This is a genomic window from Subdoligranulum sp. APC924/74, from assembly GCF_003324125.1.
Classification (GTDB): domain Bacteria; phylum Bacillota; class Clostridia; order Oscillospirales; family Ruminococcaceae; genus Gemmiger; species Gemmiger qucibialis.
Genome location: NZ_PSQF01000013.1, coordinates 1 through 17,187, shown reverse-complemented (window position 1 = coordinate 17,187; position 17,187 = coordinate 1). Strand labels below are relative to the sequence as shown.

The following is a 17,187-nucleotide window of genomic DNA, read 5'->3' as shown; positions in this document are numbered from 1 at the left end:
GAAACGGAATGCCCGGTACTAGAAAGCTCGGCCGCGCTACCGATAGCCGCAACGCCATGCTGCGTGCGATGGTCACTTACCTGTTTGAGAACGGCAAGATTGAAACCACCGTTACCCGCGCTAAGGAAGTTCGCGCTATGGCCGAAAAGATGGTCACCCTCGGCAAGAGCGGCGACCTGCATACCAAGCGCCAGATCTTCAGCTACATCACCAAAGAAGATGTTGCCAAGAAGGTTATGGACGTTTATGCACCCAAGTACGCTGACCGCAATGGTGGTTACACCCGCATTATCAAGACTGGTATGCGCCGCGGTGACGCTGCCGAAATGGCCATTATCGAATTGGTCTGATCGACAGATAGCATGAATTAAGAACAGCGCCTGCTGAATAAGCGGGCGCTGTTTTTGTTTATGCGTTTATATATGGGTAGATTTGTGCATGGTTGGCAGGGGAGGGGGCAGGCTGAACTGTTTACCCAACCGGAAAATGCCAACAATACAGGTACACCATGCACCAAAAGTTCATGGCAAAACCGAACCAAATGGACACAAGAAAGAGGATTTCCTGCATAGGGACAGGCATAATCGGACTGCTGCGGGCAAAAAACACAACGCTTTGTTAAAAAATTGTAAAATCATACAGAATTTTTTGATAAAAGAAAGTTGACGAATGTGCAAAGCGCGGAAAATGGCGGAAACACAGCAAAAAGAGAAAATAAGGGCTGTTTTTGCGGTGGGTATGTGTTAGAATATGTTTAGAAGTGCGGCAAAAACCGCCGCAGTATGCACAAACAAAAGCACAATGAAAATCGATAAAGGAGCTAATGTTATGGCAGAACAATCGATGGGCCCCCGCGACTTTTTCCGCAAAGAAGCCGCGATCGCTGATCTGGCACTGCTGGCCTGCCCGGGTGCAGAGGAACTTTGCAACCTGGTAGACGGCCATCTGGTGCGTTGGGCGCGTGAAGTGGGAATGAATGTGGACACTTTCATCATTCCTTCTGACTGCCCGCGTTTCCAGTCCGGTGATGCTAAGGGCCTTGTCAAGGCTTCCACTCGTGGCGATGATATCTACATTTTTGTCGATCCGGGCAACTACAGCGTGACCTACAACCTGTTTGGTTACGAAAACCATCTTTCCCCGGATGACCATTTCCAGAACCTGATCCGCCTGATCCAGGCTGTTTCCGGCCGTGCGCACCGTATCAGCGTGATCATGCCCAGTCTGTACGGCGGCCGCCAGCATCGCCGCGTCAGCCGCGAAAGCCTGGACTGCGCTTACGCTCTGCAGCAGCTGCGCACCATGGGCGTTAAGAACATTATTACCTTTGATGCTCATGACCCCCGCGTAATGAACGCTGTGCCCCTGATGAGCTTCGATAACGTTATGCCCACCTATCAGGTGCTCAAGTGCCTGCTGCACCATGTACCGGATGTCAACTTCAGCAAGGAGCACTTCCTGGTCGTTTCCCCGGATGAAGGCGCCATGAACCGCAACATGTACTACTCCAGCGTGCTGGGCTGCAACCTGGGTATGTTCTACAAGCGCCGTGATTACAGCCGCGTTGTGAATGGCCGCAACCCCATTGTTGCCCATGAATACCTGGGCGAGGATGTCAAGGGTAAGGACGTCTTCATTGCCGATGATATTATCGCTTCCGGCGAGTCCATGCTGGACATCGGCTATGAGCTGAAGATGCGCGGTGCCAAGAACATCTTTACCTGCGCCACCTTCCCGCTGTTCACTGCCGGTCTGGATAAGTTCGACAAAGCCTACAATGACGGTATCATCAAGGCTGTGCTGGGCACCAACCTGACCTACCGCAAGCCAGAGCTGTTGGAGCGCCCCTGGTACTTTGATGTTGATTTGTCTAAGTACACCGCTTATTTCATCGCTGCCATCAACCATGATATGAGCGTATCCAGCATCATCGACCCGATGACCAAGATCAAGCATCTGCTGGATAACCACGGTATTCCCATCGGCAACCAGGAATAATTGACGGAATAAGTTGTTTGCCTGCGGCTGTAACCGGCCGCAGGCAAACTTTTTGCCCGGATTGATTGCAACAGGCGGGGAATGCGTATATAATAGTTGCGTACAAGGGCATTTTTGTGGGGCTGCTGCATTGTCAGCGCGGCTCCAAATTTATTTGTCAGGAGGTTTTTCCATTATGACTCCCATGGAACAACTTAAAGCAATGGTCGCTGGCAAAAAGGTGGCATTCATCGGTGCGGGCGTCAGCCACAAACCGTGCATCACCATGCTTGCCGCGCTGGGGGCAGATATCACCCTCTGCGACCAGAAAAAGAGCTTGGATGATTTTGGCGATTACGCCGATACGCTGCGTAAGCTGAACGTAAAGCTCAGCCTTGGCGAGCATTATACCGATGGCTTTGCCGGACAGGATATCATCATGCGCACCCCCGGCTATGAATTCTTTAAGCCGGAGCTGCAGGCCGCCAAACAGGCCGGTGCGCTTGTGACCAGCGAGGTAGAACTCTTTTTTGAGCTGTGCCCCTGCGAGATTGTGGCTGTGACCGGCTCTGACGGCAAAACCACCACCACCACCCTGATTGCCAAGATGTTTGAGGCTGCCGGCCGCAAGGTGTTCCTGGGCGGCAACATTGGCGCAGCCCTGCTGCCCCAGCTGCCGGACGTTACCCCGGCTGATATCGCTGTTGTGGAACTTTCCAGCTTCCAGCTGATCAGCATGCGCAAGAGTCCCAAGGTGGCGGTTGTGACCAACGTGACCCCCAACCACCTGGACCACCACAAGGATATGCAGGAGTATATTGATGCCAAACGCAACATTCTGCTTTGGCAGGAGCCACCCTGCCGCGCCGTACTGGGTTATGAGAACGATATCACCCGGAGCATGGCCGCCGACTGCAAAGGTGAACAGTTCTGGTTCACCCGCCTGCACGAGACCGACCACGGTGCATTCCTGCGAGAGAGTGATGATACCCTCTGCTATGCCGAAAACGGTGTTGTGACCCCCGTGCTGCCCCGTGCAGAAGTAAAGCTGCGCGGCCTGCACAACGTGGAAAATCTGCTGGCCGCCATTGCAGCGGTCTGGGGCCGCGTTCCGGTGGATGTCATGCGTCAGGTTGGCTCTACCTTTACCGGCGTGGAACACCGCATTGAGCCGGTTCGCGTGCTGGATGGCGTAACGTATTACAATGACTCCATCGCATCCAGCCCCACCCGCACCATTGCGGGCTTGCGCAGCTTTGACCAGAAGATCATCCTGATTGCGGGCGGCTATGACAAAAAAATCCCCTATGAGCCGCTGGCACCGGAAATCGTGGCACATGTCAAAGTGTTGGTGCTGATGGGGGCAACCGCACCGCGCATTGAAAAGGCTGTGCGCGAGAACCCGAACTTTGACCCGCAGGCATTGCCGATCCTGCACGCAGACAGCATGCAGCATGCCGTTGAGCTGGCACGCGGTGCAGCTAAGCCGGGTGACATCGTCAGCCTGTCGCCGGCATCGGCGTCCTTTGACCTTTACCCCAACTTTGAAGTCCGCGGCCGTGACTACAAGCGTATTGTCAACGAGCTTCAGTAATTACGGGATTACGGGGGTTGTTTGTTCCTTTTTTGAAAAAAGGAACCGAAAAAACTTTAATATAATAGATATTTTATATTCAGGCAAGGTGGGTTGCAAAAGGGTAAAAAGCAGACGGTTTAGGGCAATCGGAACAGAAGATAGGATATTTTTTATTTGATGTTTTGCTCAATAGAAACCGTAGAGGCGCACATTGTACGCCCGCGTGCCCTGCGCCAACAGCCCTATCCATAGCGGAGACAAAACTCACTTCCCCAAAGCAATCTCCGCAATCTCCGCAATCTCAAAATCAAACCTAAAGGAGTTCCCCATGATTCAGGCTGTCACCACCCCCGCGCACAAGCAGGCGTTTGCGACGGCCATTCAAGGGGCTCCTTATTTTCGTGCCGTGATGGGGCGTGACCTGGCCCTGTGGGCAGATAGCCCCGGTGCCCCGGTGCGGCTCTTCACCCTGCCCGGTGCGGCCCTGACCCTGAACGGCAGCACCGCCCAGCTGTGCGGCACCCCCCAGGACTGGGAGGAACTGCTAAGCTTTTTGCAGTTTGCGGGCATCGCTCATCTGATTGCGGAAGAAACGCCACTACTGCCCGCTGCAACGGGGGAGCCGCTGTTCCTGTATAGTATGCCACCTCAGAATCGTCTGCCGCTGGCGCAAGAACATCAGGGCTATATGCTGAATCGCAGCCCATCTGTCTTGCGCCTGGCAACCCAGCTTTTCCCGCAGGAACCGGAACGGCAGGACTGCTATTATTCCGAAACCTGTACCGCGCTGGCCCACGGCTTTGCCCGTGTGCTGGCTTTGCAGGATGCAGCAGGCCGCCCGGTGAGCACTGTGGGGGCTTATGCCATGGCCAACGGCGAAGCCTATATGGCAATGGGGGAAACCCTGCCGGAGCTGCGCGGGCGGGGCATCGGCGGCTGGCTGATTCCCTACCTGGCCAACGAGCTGGCAGAGGAGGGCTGGACCGTGACATTTTTGTGCGCGGCAGAGCGCTGCCGCTTTTATGAACGCCTTGGTTTTGTACTGCAAAAGCAGTACGTTAAGTATAAATTATAATAAGTAAAACAGACAGGATACACTATGATTGAACAATTCTATGATTTGAAACCCCAGGTGCTGGAACTGGACCGCAAAACGCTGGAACTTTGCCGCGATCAGTTTGCCCACCTGGAAGAGATCCGCGATTATAACCAACTGAAAATGCTGCGCGCCTTTACGGACTGCGGTGTGGAAGCCCGGCATTTCCTTGGCTCCACCGGTTACGGCGTGTGGGACGATAGCCGCAATAAGCTGGAGGAAGTATTTTCTCGCTGCATGGGGGCCGAGGACGCTCTGGTACGCCCGCAGTTCATGAGTGGTACCCACACCTTGACAGTGGCGCTGTTCGGTCTGCTGCGCGCAGGGGACACCCTGCTGGCCGCCACCGGCCGCCCCTATGATACGCTGGAAGGCGTGATCGGTATTGGCGAGGCTGGCAAGGGCTGCGGCACGCTGCAGGAATACGGCATCCATTACGATGAGGTGCCCCTGCTACCGGACTTTACGCCGGACTATGCCGCCATTGCAGAGCACGCCAAGACCGCTACCGTGGTGCATATCCAGCGCAGCCGCGGTTATACCCAGCGCAACGCCTTTGACCTGGATACCATCCAGAAAGTGGCCGATACCGCCCGCAAGGCCAACCCCGATGTGGTGATCTTTGTGGATAACTGCTATGGCGAGTTCACCCAAATCCGGGAGCCGCTCTCCGCCGGCGCGGACGTTATCGCGGGCAGCTTTATCAAGAACCCCGGCGGCGGCATTACCCCCACTGGCGGCTATATTGCCGGTAAAGCCGACCTGGTGGAAAAGATCAGCCATCGCTTTACCGCCCCCGGCATCGGCAAGGACCTTGGCTGCACGCAGGACAGCCTGCGTGATACTTTCCTCGGCTTCTATTACGCCCCCGGCGTTGTGTGTGAAGCACTGAAAACCGCCGTGTATGCCCAGTGCCTGCTGGAGCTGGTGGGTGTGAACCCCGTGCCCCGCTATACCGCCGACCATAACGATATTGTGACTTGCTTTGATTCCGGCAGTGCCGCCGCGCTGCAGGGGTTCTGCGCAGGCATCCAGTCCTGCTCTCCGGTGGACAGCTTTGTCAGCCCCGAACCGGCAGACGAACCGGGCTATACCGACCAGGTCATTATGGCATCCGGTTCCTTTACCGAGGGCTCTACCATTGAAATCAGCTGTGACGGCCCGCTGCGCGCCCCCTACACCTGCTATTTGCAGGGCGGCGTAAACTTTACCGCAGGCCGCGCCGCCGTGCTGAACGCTGTGCAGAAGGCTTTCTTTGCCTGATAGCGGCACAGCAAGGCTGAGCAACAGAAAAAGCAAAACCGTACAAAATGCAAAACGCCCCGGAACACTGGTCAGAATGTGTTCCGGGGCGTTATTTTTTGTAGATAAGCAATCAGCCGTTGCGGACATAATCACGCACAAGGGCCTGCAGCAGATCGTCGCGGTCAATGCGGCGAATCAGCGAACGGGCGTTCTTGTAAGTAGTGATATAAGTCGGGTCCTCCGAAAGAATATAGCCGACCAGCTGGTTGACGGGGTTATAGCCCTTCTCCTCCAGTGCACCGTAAACAAGCTGCATAACCTGCTTGATCTCCTGGTCTTTATCGTTGCGGATAGAGAATACCGCGGTAGGTTCAGAAATCGCCATTAGCAACAACCCCCTTCTGCATCGGGCCTATCAATATCCCACATGCTGTTTCACTCTATTATATACGCATTTGCCGCGCTATGCAAGTGGGTAAGCGGCAGAATAGACAAAAAAACGAACTTTAATCCCGCAAAAACTTGCACTGCTTAAAGGCATATCTGAAAACAAAAGAAATAGACTGAATTTTGGCTTATCAGATACACCCTAGAGCTTACGGCATCACAAAGCCAGGGTCACCGGGCAGGATCAGGTTGTTCTTGGCCAGCATGGCGCGGAACTCTTCCTCCGGCATTTCAAAGGTGATCTCCCGGATCATAGAAGGTTCGTGCAGCAGCACCTGCCACGGTGCGCCGGGTTCGCTCTGCTGCAGAAACAGGATGTTCTCGATTTTGCCGCCAAAGTCCTGCACGGCTTCATCAGCCAGCAGGGCAGGACTGGGCACCACAAAATAATGGTCCACCATGCGGCCATCTTTGAAGTTGTGTTCGATCACGGCAGGAATTTCGTTTTCCGCCTGTTCGGCTTTGTACTGCATGCGCAGCGAAAGAAAATCTGCCACGGTAAGGGTAGTGGGCATAGGCACCTCCGGTGGTTAGGTAGGAGTTAGGAATTATAGGGAACGCGGAATTCCAACACAAATAAAAAATGATGGTGGGAAATTGGCTTAGTGTCATTATACCACATCTTTACGAAGTTGGGATAACGGAAAAAAAGCAAATTTCGTGCGCGGCGCAGGGCCGCGGCCACCATCATGGTTGGGATGCTATTTAGGTGTCAAACACACCCGTCAGATAAGCGCAGGATCAGACGCGCAGGCTGGTGCCTTCGCCGGTGCCGGGGTTGGAGTCGAACTCGTAATCATTGCCGGGCAGGATGGCGTTCAGCAGGATGCCAGCCAGGGCAGCAATGGCCAGGCCGGACAGGGTAACGCTGACACCGCCGATGCCGAAGGTGATGCCGCCCACGGAGTTAAAGCCCAGAGCGCACACCAGGATAACGGCAGCAATGATCAGGTTACGGCTGTTGGTAAAGTCGACCTGATTTTCCACTACGTTGCGAACACCGATGGCGGAGATCATGCCGTACAGCACAAAGCTGATACCACCGATGATGCCGGAAGGAATGGTGTTGATGATGGCTTCAAACTTGGGGCAGAAGCTCAGGATGCAGGCAAATACAGCGGCAATGCGGATGACCAGGGGATCATAGATCTTGGTCAGGGCCAGAACGCCGGTGTTTTCGCCGTAGGTGGTGTTGGCGGGGCCGCCCAGCAGGCCGGCCATGGCGGTTGCCAGGCCGTCGCCCATCAGGGTGCGGTTCAGGCCGGGGTCACGGATATAGTTGCGGCCGGTGGTGGCGCTGATGGCGGCAATATCGCCGATGTGCTCCATCATGGTTGCAATGGCAATGGGCATGATGGTGAACAGGGCGCTGATGAATTTTTCGCTGCCGTCAATGGAAAACAGACCCATGGCCTCTTTGTGAATGGGGAAACCGATCCAGGAGGCCTCGCCGATGGCGGCAAAGTCAACCGCACCAGTTACCAGGGCAACCGCATAGCTGACCAGAACACCGATCAGAATGGGCAGGATCTTGACCATGCCTTTGCCCCAGATGTTGCAGACGATAACGGCGGCCAGCGCCACAAAAGCCAGCAGCCAGTTGCTCTGGCAGTTGTTGATGGCGGACGGGGCCAGGATCAGGCCAATGGAGATGATGATGGGGCCGGTGACAACAGGCGGGAAGAACCGCATGATGCGGCGGATGCCGAACACCGAGATCAGCCCGCTGACCAGCACATACAGCAGGCCGCTGAACGCAACGGCTGCGCAGGCGTAGGGCAAGTTTTCCGGGTTGGCACCGTCATTGCTGACAATGGCAAAGCCGCCCAGGTAGGCAAAGCTGGAACCCAAAAATGCGGGAACCTTGCCCTTGCAGATGATGTGGAACAGCAGCGTGCCAAGGCCGGCGCACAGCAGCGTGGTGGAAACGCTCAGGCCGGTCAGCAGGGGAACCAGCACGGTTGCGCCAAACATGGCGAACATGTGCTGCGCACCCAGGATCAGCATCCGGGGCGTGCCCAGTTTTTTGGCATCGTAAATGCCCTGGGAATAATCAATGGGATTGCTCATAAAATGAATCCTCCTTACCGTGCATGTGTGTGCGGCCGGCGTGCAGAATGTCGCAAACAGAAACCGGCCGGACAAAAAGACACACATACTTTATCTAGTCTACCAGAAACGACAGTAAAACACAAGTTGAAAAACTGCCAAATACTGCTGCATTTTGTTCGCCGGGAGTGTCAGGTTCCACAGCGTGCTTTTTGCCTGGCGGTATGGTATAATTTAAAAATAAAAAGCGGCGAAAGAGAGGCAGCTGATAAAAATAAAAAGCGGCGAAAGAGAGGCAGCTGAGATGATCCGCCATATTTTGCTCTGGAAATATACCAACGCTGTAAAAGCACAGCATCAAGAAGCTGAAGCTTTGAAGTTTTTACAAAATTCCGTTGCCACCATGCGGGGCAGGATCGACGGCTTGCTGTGCATTGAAATTGGCCTCAACCTGGCCGGAGGGGACTATGACTTGATATTCTATGCAGAACTGCGGGATGAACAGGCGCTGCAATGCTTCCAGCAGCATCCGCTGCACGCTGCCCACCGTGAGCGCTGCAAAGACCTTGTAACGGCGCGCTTGTGCGGTGATGTGAGAGTGGGTACGAATTAAAGGCCAGTTGCGCAAAAAGTGCGGCGGAAAGCCGTGCAAATGTGGTCATTCTCGGCATGTTTTTTGCCGGAATGATATGGTATAATCGTATCATCAAAACAATCCTGCGGGCCTGCCCCAAGCATGGCTGCGGGAATGTAAGGGCAATACCGCATAATTCTAAGTGCCGATACGGCGAGCGAGGTGCGGCAGATGCCAAGCCAAAAGCGCAGATAATACTGGATGCTGCAAAGGTGAGCGCCGCCAGTGGCGGAAACAGCGAACCGAAGCAGGGGCAGCGGTCGCAGAGTGCGAGGGGCTTTTGCCCCCGAAGCACGATGCGGGTACCGCAACCCGACATTATCGAGCATTTTGGCAACGCAGATGCCGTGCCGTAGCCGCCGGAGCGGTGCTTAAGCCGTCAGGCGGGAATTGTGCGGTGTTGCCTAAGGACGTAATATAAAGAGGGATCAATGTGGATAATTTAATGTTCAGCCTGAACGCGACCCTTCCGGTATTTCTGGTGATGGTCATTGGATGGGCGCTGGGGCAAAAAGGCTTTTTGCCAAAGCAGTTCTGCACCGTGGCCGACAAGCTGGTGTTCAAGGTAACGCTGCCGGTCATGCTGTTCTGTGATATGGCAACCCTGGACCTTGCCCACAGCTTTGATGCAAAGTTTGTCTTGTTCTGCTTTGCGGTAACGGCCATTGCCATTGTGGTCATCTGGGTGCTGGCGCGCCGCCTGTTGAAAGATAAAACCCTGGTGGGTGAGTTCGTACAGGCCAGCTACCGCAGCAGCGCGGCCATTCTGGGCGTGGCGTTCATCCAGAACATTTACGGCACTTCCGGCATGGCCCCCCTGATGATTTTGGGCAGTGTGCCGCTGTTCAACATTTTTGCGGTCATTATCCTGACGGTGGAAAGCCCGCAGCAGCATGGCAAAGTGACCCCCTCCAAGCTGCTGTACGGTGTGCTGACCAACCCCATTCTGGACGGCATTATTCTGGGTACGCTGTACAGCCTGCTGCCCTTTGGCCTGCCCACCCTGGCGCAGAAAACCCTGACCAGCCTTTCCAGCCTGACCACCCCGCTGGCGCTGCTTTCCATCGGCGCTTCGTTTGAGGGAGCCAAGGCCATCAAAAAGCTGGCACCCACCCTGGTGGCGGCTTGCTGCAAGTTGATGGTGCTGACCACGATCTTTATCCCCATTGCCGTCAAGCTCGGTTTCCGGGACCAGCAGCTGATTGCCCTGCTCATCATGCTGGGCAGCCCCACCACGCCAAGCTCTTACGTTATGGCCAAGAACATGGGCCATGAGGGTGTGCTGACGGCCAGCTGTGTGGCGGCAACCACGCTGTTCTCGGCGCTATCGCTGACGTTCTGGATCTTTGTTCTGCGTAGCGGCGGCTATATTGCTTAAAAATACAGAATATCTTAACACAAAACAAACCCCCTTTGCATAGTGTGAAATGAGGGCGGGCGGCAAGCCTGCAACACACAGCAAAGGGGGCTTTTTTATGGCAAATGCAATGCCGGAATATGGCGGAACCGTGCTGCGGCCGGGGGCATCCGGCCCGGATATTGCCCTGGTACAGCGCTGGCTGGGCGGACTGAATGTGGATGGACGCTACGGCACCAGCACCGAAACCGCAGTGCGGCGGTTCCAGCGGGAACAGGGGCTGAAAATTGACGGCCACGTGGGCCGCGATACCTGGGATGCCCTGTACCGCGCCTGGGCGGATAAAAACGGGGAAGGGGAGATCTGGCCCGGTGTTACCATGCGCCGCGGCAGCCGGGGCGCAACCGTGAAAAGTGCCCAGCAGAAATTGAAAACCCTGGTGCCGGAACTGACCACCGATGGCCGTTACGGTGCCAGCACGCGGGAAGCGGTTCTGGCCTGGCAGGTAGTGCATGACCTGAAACCGGACGGCATGCTGGGCCGCGCAACCTGGAACAGCCTGTACGGTGTCACTACCAGAAAAGCATAACAAACGCGAAACAGCATCCGCATGGCGGCCCACGGGCAGGGGGCACCATACGGATGCTGTTATTTTGTGAAAAAGCAAAGGCAATACCGCACAATTCCCGCCTGACGGCTTAAGCACTGCTCCGGCGGCTGCGGCACGGCATCTGCGTTGCCAAAATGCTCGATAAGACATCCAGTATTATCTGCGCTTTTGGCTTAGCAGCTGCCGCACCTCGCTCGCCGTATCGGCACTTAGAATTATGCGGTATTGCCCAAAGCCGGAACCATCAAGTAAGAAAAAGCGGAAGAACCAGTGCGACGCCCCCAAATACCGCAAACAGCACACCGCCGATTTTGGTGCTCAGGATATAGAAGTCCGACGGTCCGTCTGCCGCATAGGACTTCCACTGCTCTGTCAGCGCCCAGAGCCATTCCGGTTTCAGGAAAATCAGGATACCGCCAACGATAAATGCAATACAGCCGAAAGGGTACCACCATGGCATAACATCGACCTCCCAACAAAATCAAACGGTCTGTGCGGCAAACAGGCGGACGCCCGCTGAGTTATAGCCCCAGCAGTACCGGCACAACATTCAGCACGACCATAACAACAGCAAAAGCAATAAAGCAGCCGTAAATAATCCTGGAGGTTCGACTCGCAACTTTTTTGATGCAGAACGCCAGAAAAAGGATCCAGACCAGGTATGCCACAACCAGAAACACAAGGTTGTGGGCCAGAAACGCCAAGAAGAACAGCATGTTTACAATTTTAATGCCGTTTTCGGAGAAGAGCAGCTGTTTGAATTTTTCCATGTTTCTCTCACTTTCTGGTCATGTTCCAATGGAATAAGGGGCTTTTTTCCAGTATATCAGATAACTGCCTCCTGCGCCACCCCAAAACAAAAAGCACCCGGAAAAATCCGGGTGCCAGTTCATGATGATATAAGCAGAAATCAGCGCTCTTCCAGCGGCAGGTACTCCTGCGGCTCGCCCAGGTATTTGTAAGCGGGGCGAATGATGCGGTTGGCGTACTCAACTTCTTCTACGCGGTGGGCGCACCAGCCGGGTACACGGGCAATGGCAAACAGCGGGGTGTACAAATCTTCGCTGATGCCCAGCATGCGGTAGATCAGGCCGCTGAACAGGTCCACGTTGGCGCAAACCTTTTTGGGGCCGTGCTTTTCTTCGGCAAAAATCTCCGGGGCCAGGCGCTCAATGCTGCACAGCATGTTATATTCTTCATCGTAGCCTTTTTTGTAGGCAAGGCTGCGGGCGTGGTTTTTCAGGATCTGGGCACGCGGGTCGCTCAGGGTGTACACCGCGTGGCCCATGCCGTAAATCAGGCCGCTGCCGTCACCGGCTTCCTTGCGGATGATCTTGCGCAGCATCTCGCGCACTTCGCCGTCATCCTCCGGGTGTTCCACATTGGCCAGGATGTAATCCAGCTGGTGCATAACTTTCAGGTTGGCGCCGCCGTGCTTGGGGCCTTTCAGGGCACCGATGGCCGCAGAGATGGCTGCGTATGTATCGGTGCCGGAGGAGGACAGCACACGGGTGGTAAAGGTGGAGCAGTTGCCGCCGCCGTGGTCTGCGTGAACCAGCAGGCACAGATCCAGCAGGCGTGCTTCCTCGTGGGTGAACTTCTGGTCAGCACGGTAGGAGCTCAGAATGTGCTCCGCAGTGCTCTGCCCGGCGATGGGGTAATGGAAGTACATGCTTTCGTGGTCATACACACGGCGCTTGAGCTGGTAGGCGTTCACCATCATGGTGGGCAGCTCGGCAATCAGGTTGATGCTCTGGGTCAGGATGTTGGGCAGGCTCAGATCATCGGCGTGCTCGTCATAGCTGTACATCGAAAGCACGCTGCGCGCCATCTTATTCATAATGTTGGGGGAGGGCGAGTTCATGATCATGTCGTCCGCAAAGCCCTTGGGCAGTTCTCGGTGCTCATCAATCAGCTTGCAGAACCGGGCATACTGTTCCTGGGTGGGCAGTGCGCCAAACAGCAGCAGCCACACCACTTCCTCAAACATGAAGCGGTCGTTCTTGTCGGCTTCGGCGGCCAGAGTGTCAATATCAATGCCGCGGTAAACCAGGCGGCCCGAAATGGGGCGGATGGTGCCTTCGGGCAGCTTTTCGTAACCAATAACGCTGGAAACATTGGTAATGCCCGCCAGAACACCGGTGCCGTCCGGGTTGCGCAGACCGCGCTTAACGCCAAGGCGGTCCGCAATGTGGGGGTCAAGATGCTTGTTGTGTGCAATATACTCATTGCACAAAAGTTCAATATCTTCCGGGTCAAGCGCCGGAACATCCGGGTAATACATCAGATGCGCCCTCCTTACTTTCCTGCAAAAGCGCCGCTGGGGGCTTTTGCCTGCACTCTATTACCAGCACATGCAAAAAACGGGCACAGCGCCCGCAGTGCGCCCTGCCCGCCGCCATGCGGGCCAAAAACGCTTCAAAGTGCTGAACAGTTACAATTTTATAGTATTTGAGCGCTGTAGTCAAGCATGAATCTTAAAGAATTGTAAATATGAACGAAACATGACTTTATAAAATAAAGTTTGAATCCGCAAAATACAGGTGCAACTTTAATGAATTACGTTGACAAGGCTGACCAAAATGGGTATACTCAAACTGTAATATTATTAAAACAAATTTTTTGCAGGTGTGGTTCAGCTTTTGGCAGGTTTGTCCTGCGTTAAGGCGCAGCCCACCGGCAAAAAGCAGTCCGGCAGGGCGGGGTAAACGGCCACGGCACGCCGCACCCCTGCCGCTTTTTAGAAAGGGGCAAACCGATATGAAGGCAGTTTTGATTCCTGGTGACGGCATTGGCCGCGAAATTGCGCAGAGTGTGCGCAAAATTTCGGATGTTTTGGCAACCGGTATTGAATGGGAAGAATACGCCGCCGGCGCAGAGTACGCCGCAGAGCATGGTGAGCTTTTGCAGCCCGGCGCACTGGATGCCATTGAAGAATACGGCTGGGCGCTGAAAGGCCCCACCGCAACCCCTATCGGCAAAGGGTTCCGCAGCATCAACGTACAGCTGCGCCAGCGCTTTAATACCTACGCCAACCTGCGCCCCGTGCGCACCCTGCCCGGTGTGCCCACCCGCTTTGAAAATGTGGACCTTGTTATTGTGCGCGAAAACACCGAGGACCTGTATAAAGGCATCGAGTACATGCTGAACGATGAGATCGCCAACGGCGTAAAGCTCATCACCAAGCCCGCCTGCGAGCGCATCTGCCGTTTTGCCTTTGATTACGCTGCCGCCAACGGCCGTAAAAAGGTGACTGCAGTCCATAAGGCCAACATCATGAAGCTGACCGACGGCATGTTCCTGTCCACCTTCCGCGAGGTCGCCAAGGATTACCCCGCCATTGAAGCAGACGACTGCATTATTGACGCTCTGTGCATGAAGCTGGTGCAGAAGCCGGAGCAGTTTGACGTTCTGGTTGCCCCCAACCTGTACGGTGATATCATCAGCGACCTGTGCGCCGGTCTGGTGGGCGGCCTGGGCTTTGCCCCCTCTGCCAACATTGGCGCCAAGACCCGCATCTATGAGGCTGTCCACGGCTCCGCCCCCGACATTGCAGGCCAGAACAAGGCCAACCCCAGCGCCATCCTGATGGCATTTGCCATGATGCTGAACGACCTGGGCATGACGGATAAGGCCGCCAGGCTGAACGCCGCCATTCTGGCACAGGTTGCCGAGGGTAAGGCTGTTACCGCGGATATTGGCGGTACCGCCACCACCACCGAATTTACTGACGCTGTTGCGGCACGGCTGTAATAAAGCCGTCTTGCAGGAAGGAGCATGAAAATGAAACTGCACGACCACGGCGTGTACCTGGTCAACGGCCAGCTGACCGATACCGCACCGGCCCATGTGACCGAAGCAGAGGCCCGCAAGGGCACCATTGCTTACGGCATTCTGAAAGCCCATAACACTGCGCCGGATATGAAAGACCTGCGCATCAAGTTTGATTCGATGACTTCCCACGATATTACTTATGTGGGCATCATCCAGACGGCGCGCGCCTCCGGCATGGAAAAGTTCCCCCTGCCGTATGTGCTGACCAACTGCCACAACTCTCTGTGTGCGGTGGGCGGCACCATCAACGAGGACGACCATCAGTTTGCCCTTTCCGCTGCGCATAAATACGGCGGCATTTATGTTCCGCCCAACATGGCAGTTATCCACAGCTATAACCGCGAGATGATGGCAGGCTGCGGCCGCATGATCCTGGGCTCTGACTCCCATACCCGCTATGGCGCACTGGGCACTATGGCCGTGGGCGAAGGCGGCGGCGAGCTGGCCAAACAGCTGGTGGGCCGTACCTATGATATGGCCATGCCCGGCGTGATCTGCGTTTACCTGACCGGCAGGCTGAACCCCGGCGTTGGCCCGCATGACGTGGCGCTGGCCCTGGTTGGCGCAACCTATGCCAACGGTTATGTGAAGAATAAGGTCATGGAATTTGTTGGCCCCGGCGTTGCCAGCCTTTCCGCAGACTGCCGCAACGGCATTGACTGTATGACCACCGAGACCACCTGCTGGTCCAGTATCTGGCAGACCGATGGCGTGACCGAGGAATACCTCGCAGGCCATGGCCGTGCCGATGCTTATAAAGAGCTGAAGCCCGCCGATGTTGCCTATTACGATGGCTGCATCGAGCTGGATCTTTCCAAGATCGAGTGCATGATCGCACTGCCCATGCATCCCAGCTATGCTTACCCCATCCGCGAACTGAAGGCAAACGCCAAGGATCTGCTGCATGAGATCGAAACCCGCGCCAATGAGCAGCTGAGCGGCAAGGTCAAGATGGATCTTGTCAGCAAGGTGCGCGCCGACGGCAGCATTTATGTGGATCAGGGCATTGTGGCTGGCTGCTCCGGCGGCACTTATGAGAACCTGTGCGCTGTGGCTGACATCCTGCGCGGCAAGAGCTGCGGCAACGGCGAGTTCAAGTTCAGCGCTTACCCGGACAGCATGCCCACCTACCTGGAACTGGTCAAGAACGGCGTAGTGGCCGATATCGTTTCCGCTGGCGGCATCTTCCGCGAATGCTTCTGCGGCCCCTGCTTCGGCGCAGGTGATACCCCGGCCAATGGCGAGTTCAGCATCCGCCACACCACCCGCAATTTCCCCAACCGCGAAGGCTCCAAGCCCGGCGAGGGTCAAATCTCCGGCGTGGCGCTGATGGATGCCCGCTCCATTGCGGCTACCGCAGCCAACGGCGGCATTCTGACCGCAGCCAGCGAGGTTTGTGACCACGACTACACCGCACCCAAGTATCACTTTGACCGGGGTGTGTACGATAAGCGTATCTATAACGGCTGGGGCAGCCCCGAACCGGAAACCGCCCTGCGCTTTGGCCCCAACATCAAGGATTGGCCGCAGCAGCCAGAACTGACGGATGACCTGCTGGTCAAGATTGTCAGCTACATCACCGACCCTGTCACCACCACCGATGAGCTGATCCCCTCCGGTGAGACTTCTTCCTTCCGCTCCAACCCGCTGCGCCTGGCAGAGTTCACCCTGTCCCGCAAGGACCCGGCCTATGTCGGCCGCGCCAAGGCAGTCAAGGCTCTGGACGAAGCCCGCACCGCAGGCACTCTGCCGGAAGAAGTACAGGCTGTGTATGCCGCGCTGGAAAAGGCCGGTTACAAGCCGAACGCCGCAGCCACCAACATTGGCTCCGCCATCTTTGCCAATAAGCCCGGCGATGGCTCCGCACGTGAGCAGGCGGCTTCCTGCCAGCGCGTGCTGGGCGGCGCGGCCAACTTTGCCAAGGAGTATGCAACCAAGCGCTACCGCTCCAACTGCATCAACTGGGGCATGTTGCCCTTCCTGGTGGAGGACCCCAGCGTGTTTGAACTGGGCGACTGCATCTACCTGCCCGGCGTGCGCAAGGCTCTGCTGGAAGCTGCCGATACCATGCCCGCCGTGGCTGTTAAGCCCGATGGCAGTGTGAAGGAGTTCACCGTAAAGCTTGGTGCCCTGACCGATGCCGAGCGCCAGATCCTGGCCGATGGCTGCCTGATCAACTACTACAAAAATAACTGATTGATTTAATGTTTCAAAACGCCTCCCGGCGGACCGTGAGTCCAGGCCGGGAGGCGTTTTTCGCTTGGAAAAAGCGTTGAGTTAAGGCAATACCGCATAATTCTAAGTGCCGATACGGCGAGCGAGGTGCGGCAGCTGCTAGGCCAAAAGCGCAGATAATACTGGA

At 55.9% G+C, this 17,187-nt stretch carries 16 protein-coding genes; 10 read left to right on the top strand and 6 right to left on the bottom strand.

Translation table 11 applies throughout. The annotated features are described in order from the left end of the window. Positions 1 to 8: 8 nt before the first annotated feature. The 5 genes from rplQ to C4885_RS05550 all read left to right on the top strand — a co-directional run bounded on the left by rplQ (position 9) and on the right by C4885_RS05550 (position 5,912). On the top strand, positions 9 to 350 hold the full coding sequence (gene rplQ, locus C4885_RS05570) for a 50S ribosomal protein L17 (protein ID WP_113999382.1): 342 nt from the start codon (positions 9 to 11) through the stop codon (positions 348 to 350). A 478-nt stretch (positions 351 to 828) separates the two neighbouring features. Continuing rightward, on the top strand, positions 829 to 1,998 hold the full coding sequence (locus tag C4885_RS05565; protein ID WP_113999381.1) for a ribose-phosphate pyrophosphokinase: 1,170 nt from the start codon (positions 829 to 831) through the stop codon (positions 1,996 to 1,998). Between the two features lie 175 nt (positions 1,999 to 2,173). After that, entirely contained in the window at positions 2,174 to 3,571 is a 1,398-nt protein-coding gene (gene murD, locus C4885_RS05560) for a UDP-N-acetylmuramoyl-L-alanine--D-glutamate ligase (protein WP_113999380.1), read from the top strand. Between the two features lie 310 nt (positions 3,572 to 3,881). Beyond that, positions 3,882 to 4,628 (top strand): GNAT family N-acetyltransferase, encoded by a 747-nt coding sequence (locus tag C4885_RS05555; protein ID WP_113999379.1) that lies wholly within the window; start codon positions 3,882 to 3,884, stop codon positions 4,626 to 4,628. Between the two features lie 24 nt (positions 4,629 to 4,652). Then, positions 4,653 to 5,912: a methionine gamma-lyase family protein gene (locus tag C4885_RS05550; protein WP_113999378.1), complete on the top strand. Its 1,260-nt coding sequence runs from the start codon at positions 4,653 to 4,655 to the stop codon at positions 5,910 to 5,912. 112 nt (positions 5,913 to 6,024) lie between these two features. Here C4885_RS05550 and C4885_RS05545 read toward each other — a convergent pair whose 3' ends face one another. The 3 genes from C4885_RS05545 to C4885_RS05535 form a co-directional block, all read right to left on the bottom strand. Next, positions 6,025 to 6,279 carry an IreB family regulatory phosphoprotein gene (locus C4885_RS05545; protein ID WP_113999377.1) on the bottom strand — a complete coding sequence of 85 codons (255 nt, stop codon included), beginning with the start codon at positions 6,277 to 6,279 and terminating at the stop codon, positions 6,025 to 6,027. A 211-nt stretch (positions 6,280 to 6,490) separates the two neighbouring features. Further along, on the bottom strand, positions 6,491 to 6,856 hold the full coding sequence (locus C4885_RS05540) for a hypothetical protein (protein WP_113999376.1): 366 nt from the start codon (positions 6,854 to 6,856) through the stop codon (positions 6,491 to 6,493). Between the two features lie 226 nt (positions 6,857 to 7,082). Continuing rightward, entirely contained in the window at positions 7,083 to 8,411 is a 1,329-nt protein-coding gene (locus tag C4885_RS05535) for a uracil-xanthine permease family protein (protein WP_113999375.1), read from the bottom strand. Positions 8,412 to 8,694: 283 nt separating this feature from the next. On the opposite strand from C4885_RS05535, the gene C4885_RS05530 reads away from it, so the two are divergent. From C4885_RS05530 to C4885_RS05515, 3 genes are all read left to right on the top strand, one after another. Continuing rightward, positions 8,695 to 9,003, top strand: a complete 309-nt coding sequence (locus C4885_RS05530) for a Dabb family protein (protein WP_113999374.1) — start codon at positions 8,695 to 8,697, stop codon at positions 9,001 to 9,003. Between the two features lie 454 nt (positions 9,004 to 9,457). Further along, a complete protein-coding gene (locus tag C4885_RS05520) occupies positions 9,458 to 10,402 on the top strand; it encodes an AEC family transporter (RefSeq protein WP_113999372.1) in 945 nt (314 codons plus the stop codon). 97 nt (positions 10,403 to 10,499) lie between these two features. After that, complete coding sequence (locus C4885_RS05515) at positions 10,500 to 10,970, top strand: peptidoglycan-binding protein (protein ID WP_158538815.1); 471 nt, start codon at positions 10,500 to 10,502, stop codon at positions 10,968 to 10,970. A 265-nt stretch (positions 10,971 to 11,235) separates the two neighbouring features. Here C4885_RS05515 and C4885_RS05510 read toward each other — a convergent pair whose 3' ends face one another. The 3 genes from C4885_RS05510 to C4885_RS05500 form a co-directional block, all read right to left on the bottom strand. Then, positions 11,236 to 11,451 (bottom strand): DUF6199 family natural product biosynthesis protein, encoded by a 216-nt coding sequence (locus C4885_RS05510; RefSeq protein ID WP_113999370.1) that lies wholly within the window; start codon positions 11,449 to 11,451, stop codon positions 11,236 to 11,238. Between the two features lie 61 nt (positions 11,452 to 11,512). Continuing rightward, complete coding sequence (locus C4885_RS05505; RefSeq protein ID WP_113999369.1) at positions 11,513 to 11,761, bottom strand: hypothetical protein; 249 nt, start codon at positions 11,759 to 11,761, stop codon at positions 11,513 to 11,515. A gap of 140 nt (positions 11,762 to 11,901) precedes the next feature. After that, positions 11,902 to 13,275, bottom strand: coding sequence for a citrate synthase (locus C4885_RS05500; protein ID WP_113999368.1), 1,374 nt, complete (start codon positions 13,273 to 13,275; stop codon positions 11,902 to 11,904). A gap of 476 nt (positions 13,276 to 13,751) precedes the next feature. On the opposite strand from C4885_RS05500, the gene C4885_RS05495 reads away from it, so the two are divergent. Further along, the gene (locus C4885_RS05495) at positions 13,752 to 14,744 is read left to right on the top strand and encodes an isocitrate/isopropylmalate dehydrogenase family protein (protein WP_113999367.1); all 993 of its coding nucleotides are present in this window, start codon (positions 13,752 to 13,754) and stop codon (positions 14,742 to 14,744) included. Between the two features lie 30 nt (positions 14,745 to 14,774). Next, positions 14,775 to 17,021, top strand: coding sequence for a hydratase (locus tag C4885_RS05490; protein ID WP_113999366.1), 2,247 nt, complete (start codon positions 14,775 to 14,777; stop codon positions 17,019 to 17,021). Positions 17,022 to 17,187: the final 166 nt, after the last annotated feature.

Coding starts and splice junctions, on each gene's coding strand:
- C4885_RS05535 (WP_113999375.1), bottom strand. CDS start 8,411: ATGAGCAATCCCATTGATTATTCCCAGGGCATTTACGATGCCAAAAAA.
- C4885_RS05505 (WP_113999369.1), bottom strand. CDS start 11,761: ATGGAAAAATTCAAACAGCTGCTCTTCTCCGAAAACGGCATTAAAATT.
- C4885_RS05515 (WP_158538815.1), top strand. CDS start 10,500: ATGGCAAATGCAATGCCGGAATATGGCGGAACCGTGCTGCGGCCGGGG.
- C4885_RS05555 (WP_113999379.1), top strand. CDS start 3,882: ATGATTCAGGCTGTCACCACCCCCGCGCACAAGCAGGCGTTTGCGACG.
- C4885_RS05545 (WP_113999377.1), bottom strand. CDS start 6,279: ATGGCGATTTCTGAACCTACCGCGGTATTCTCTATCCGCAACGATAAA.
- C4885_RS05500 (WP_113999368.1), bottom strand. CDS start 13,275: ATGTATTACCCGGATGTTCCGGCGCTTGACCCGGAAGATATTGAACTT.
- C4885_RS05540 (WP_113999376.1), bottom strand. CDS start 6,856: ATGCCCACTACCCTTACCGTGGCAGATTTTCTTTCGCTGCGCATGCAG.
- C4885_RS05530 (WP_113999374.1), top strand. CDS start 8,695: ATGATCCGCCATATTTTGCTCTGGAAATATACCAACGCTGTAAAAGCA.
- C4885_RS05490 (WP_113999366.1), top strand. CDS start 14,775: ATGAAACTGCACGACCACGGCGTGTACCTGGTCAACGGCCAGCTGACC.
- C4885_RS05550 (WP_113999378.1), top strand. CDS start 4,653: ATGATTGAACAATTCTATGATTTGAAACCCCAGGTGCTGGAACTGGAC.
- C4885_RS05510 (WP_113999370.1), bottom strand. CDS start 11,451: ATGCCATGGTGGTACCCTTTCGGCTGTATTGCATTTATCGTTGGCGGT.
- C4885_RS05565 (WP_113999381.1), top strand. CDS start 829: ATGGCAGAACAATCGATGGGCCCCCGCGACTTTTTCCGCAAAGAAGCC.
- rplQ (WP_113999382.1), top strand. CDS start 9: ATGCCCGGTACTAGAAAGCTCGGCCGCGCTACCGATAGCCGCAACGCC.
- C4885_RS05495 (WP_113999367.1), top strand. CDS start 13,752: ATGAAGGCAGTTTTGATTCCTGGTGACGGCATTGGCCGCGAAATTGCG.
- murD (WP_113999380.1), top strand. CDS start 2,174: ATGACTCCCATGGAACAACTTAAAGCAATGGTCGCTGGCAAAAAGGTG.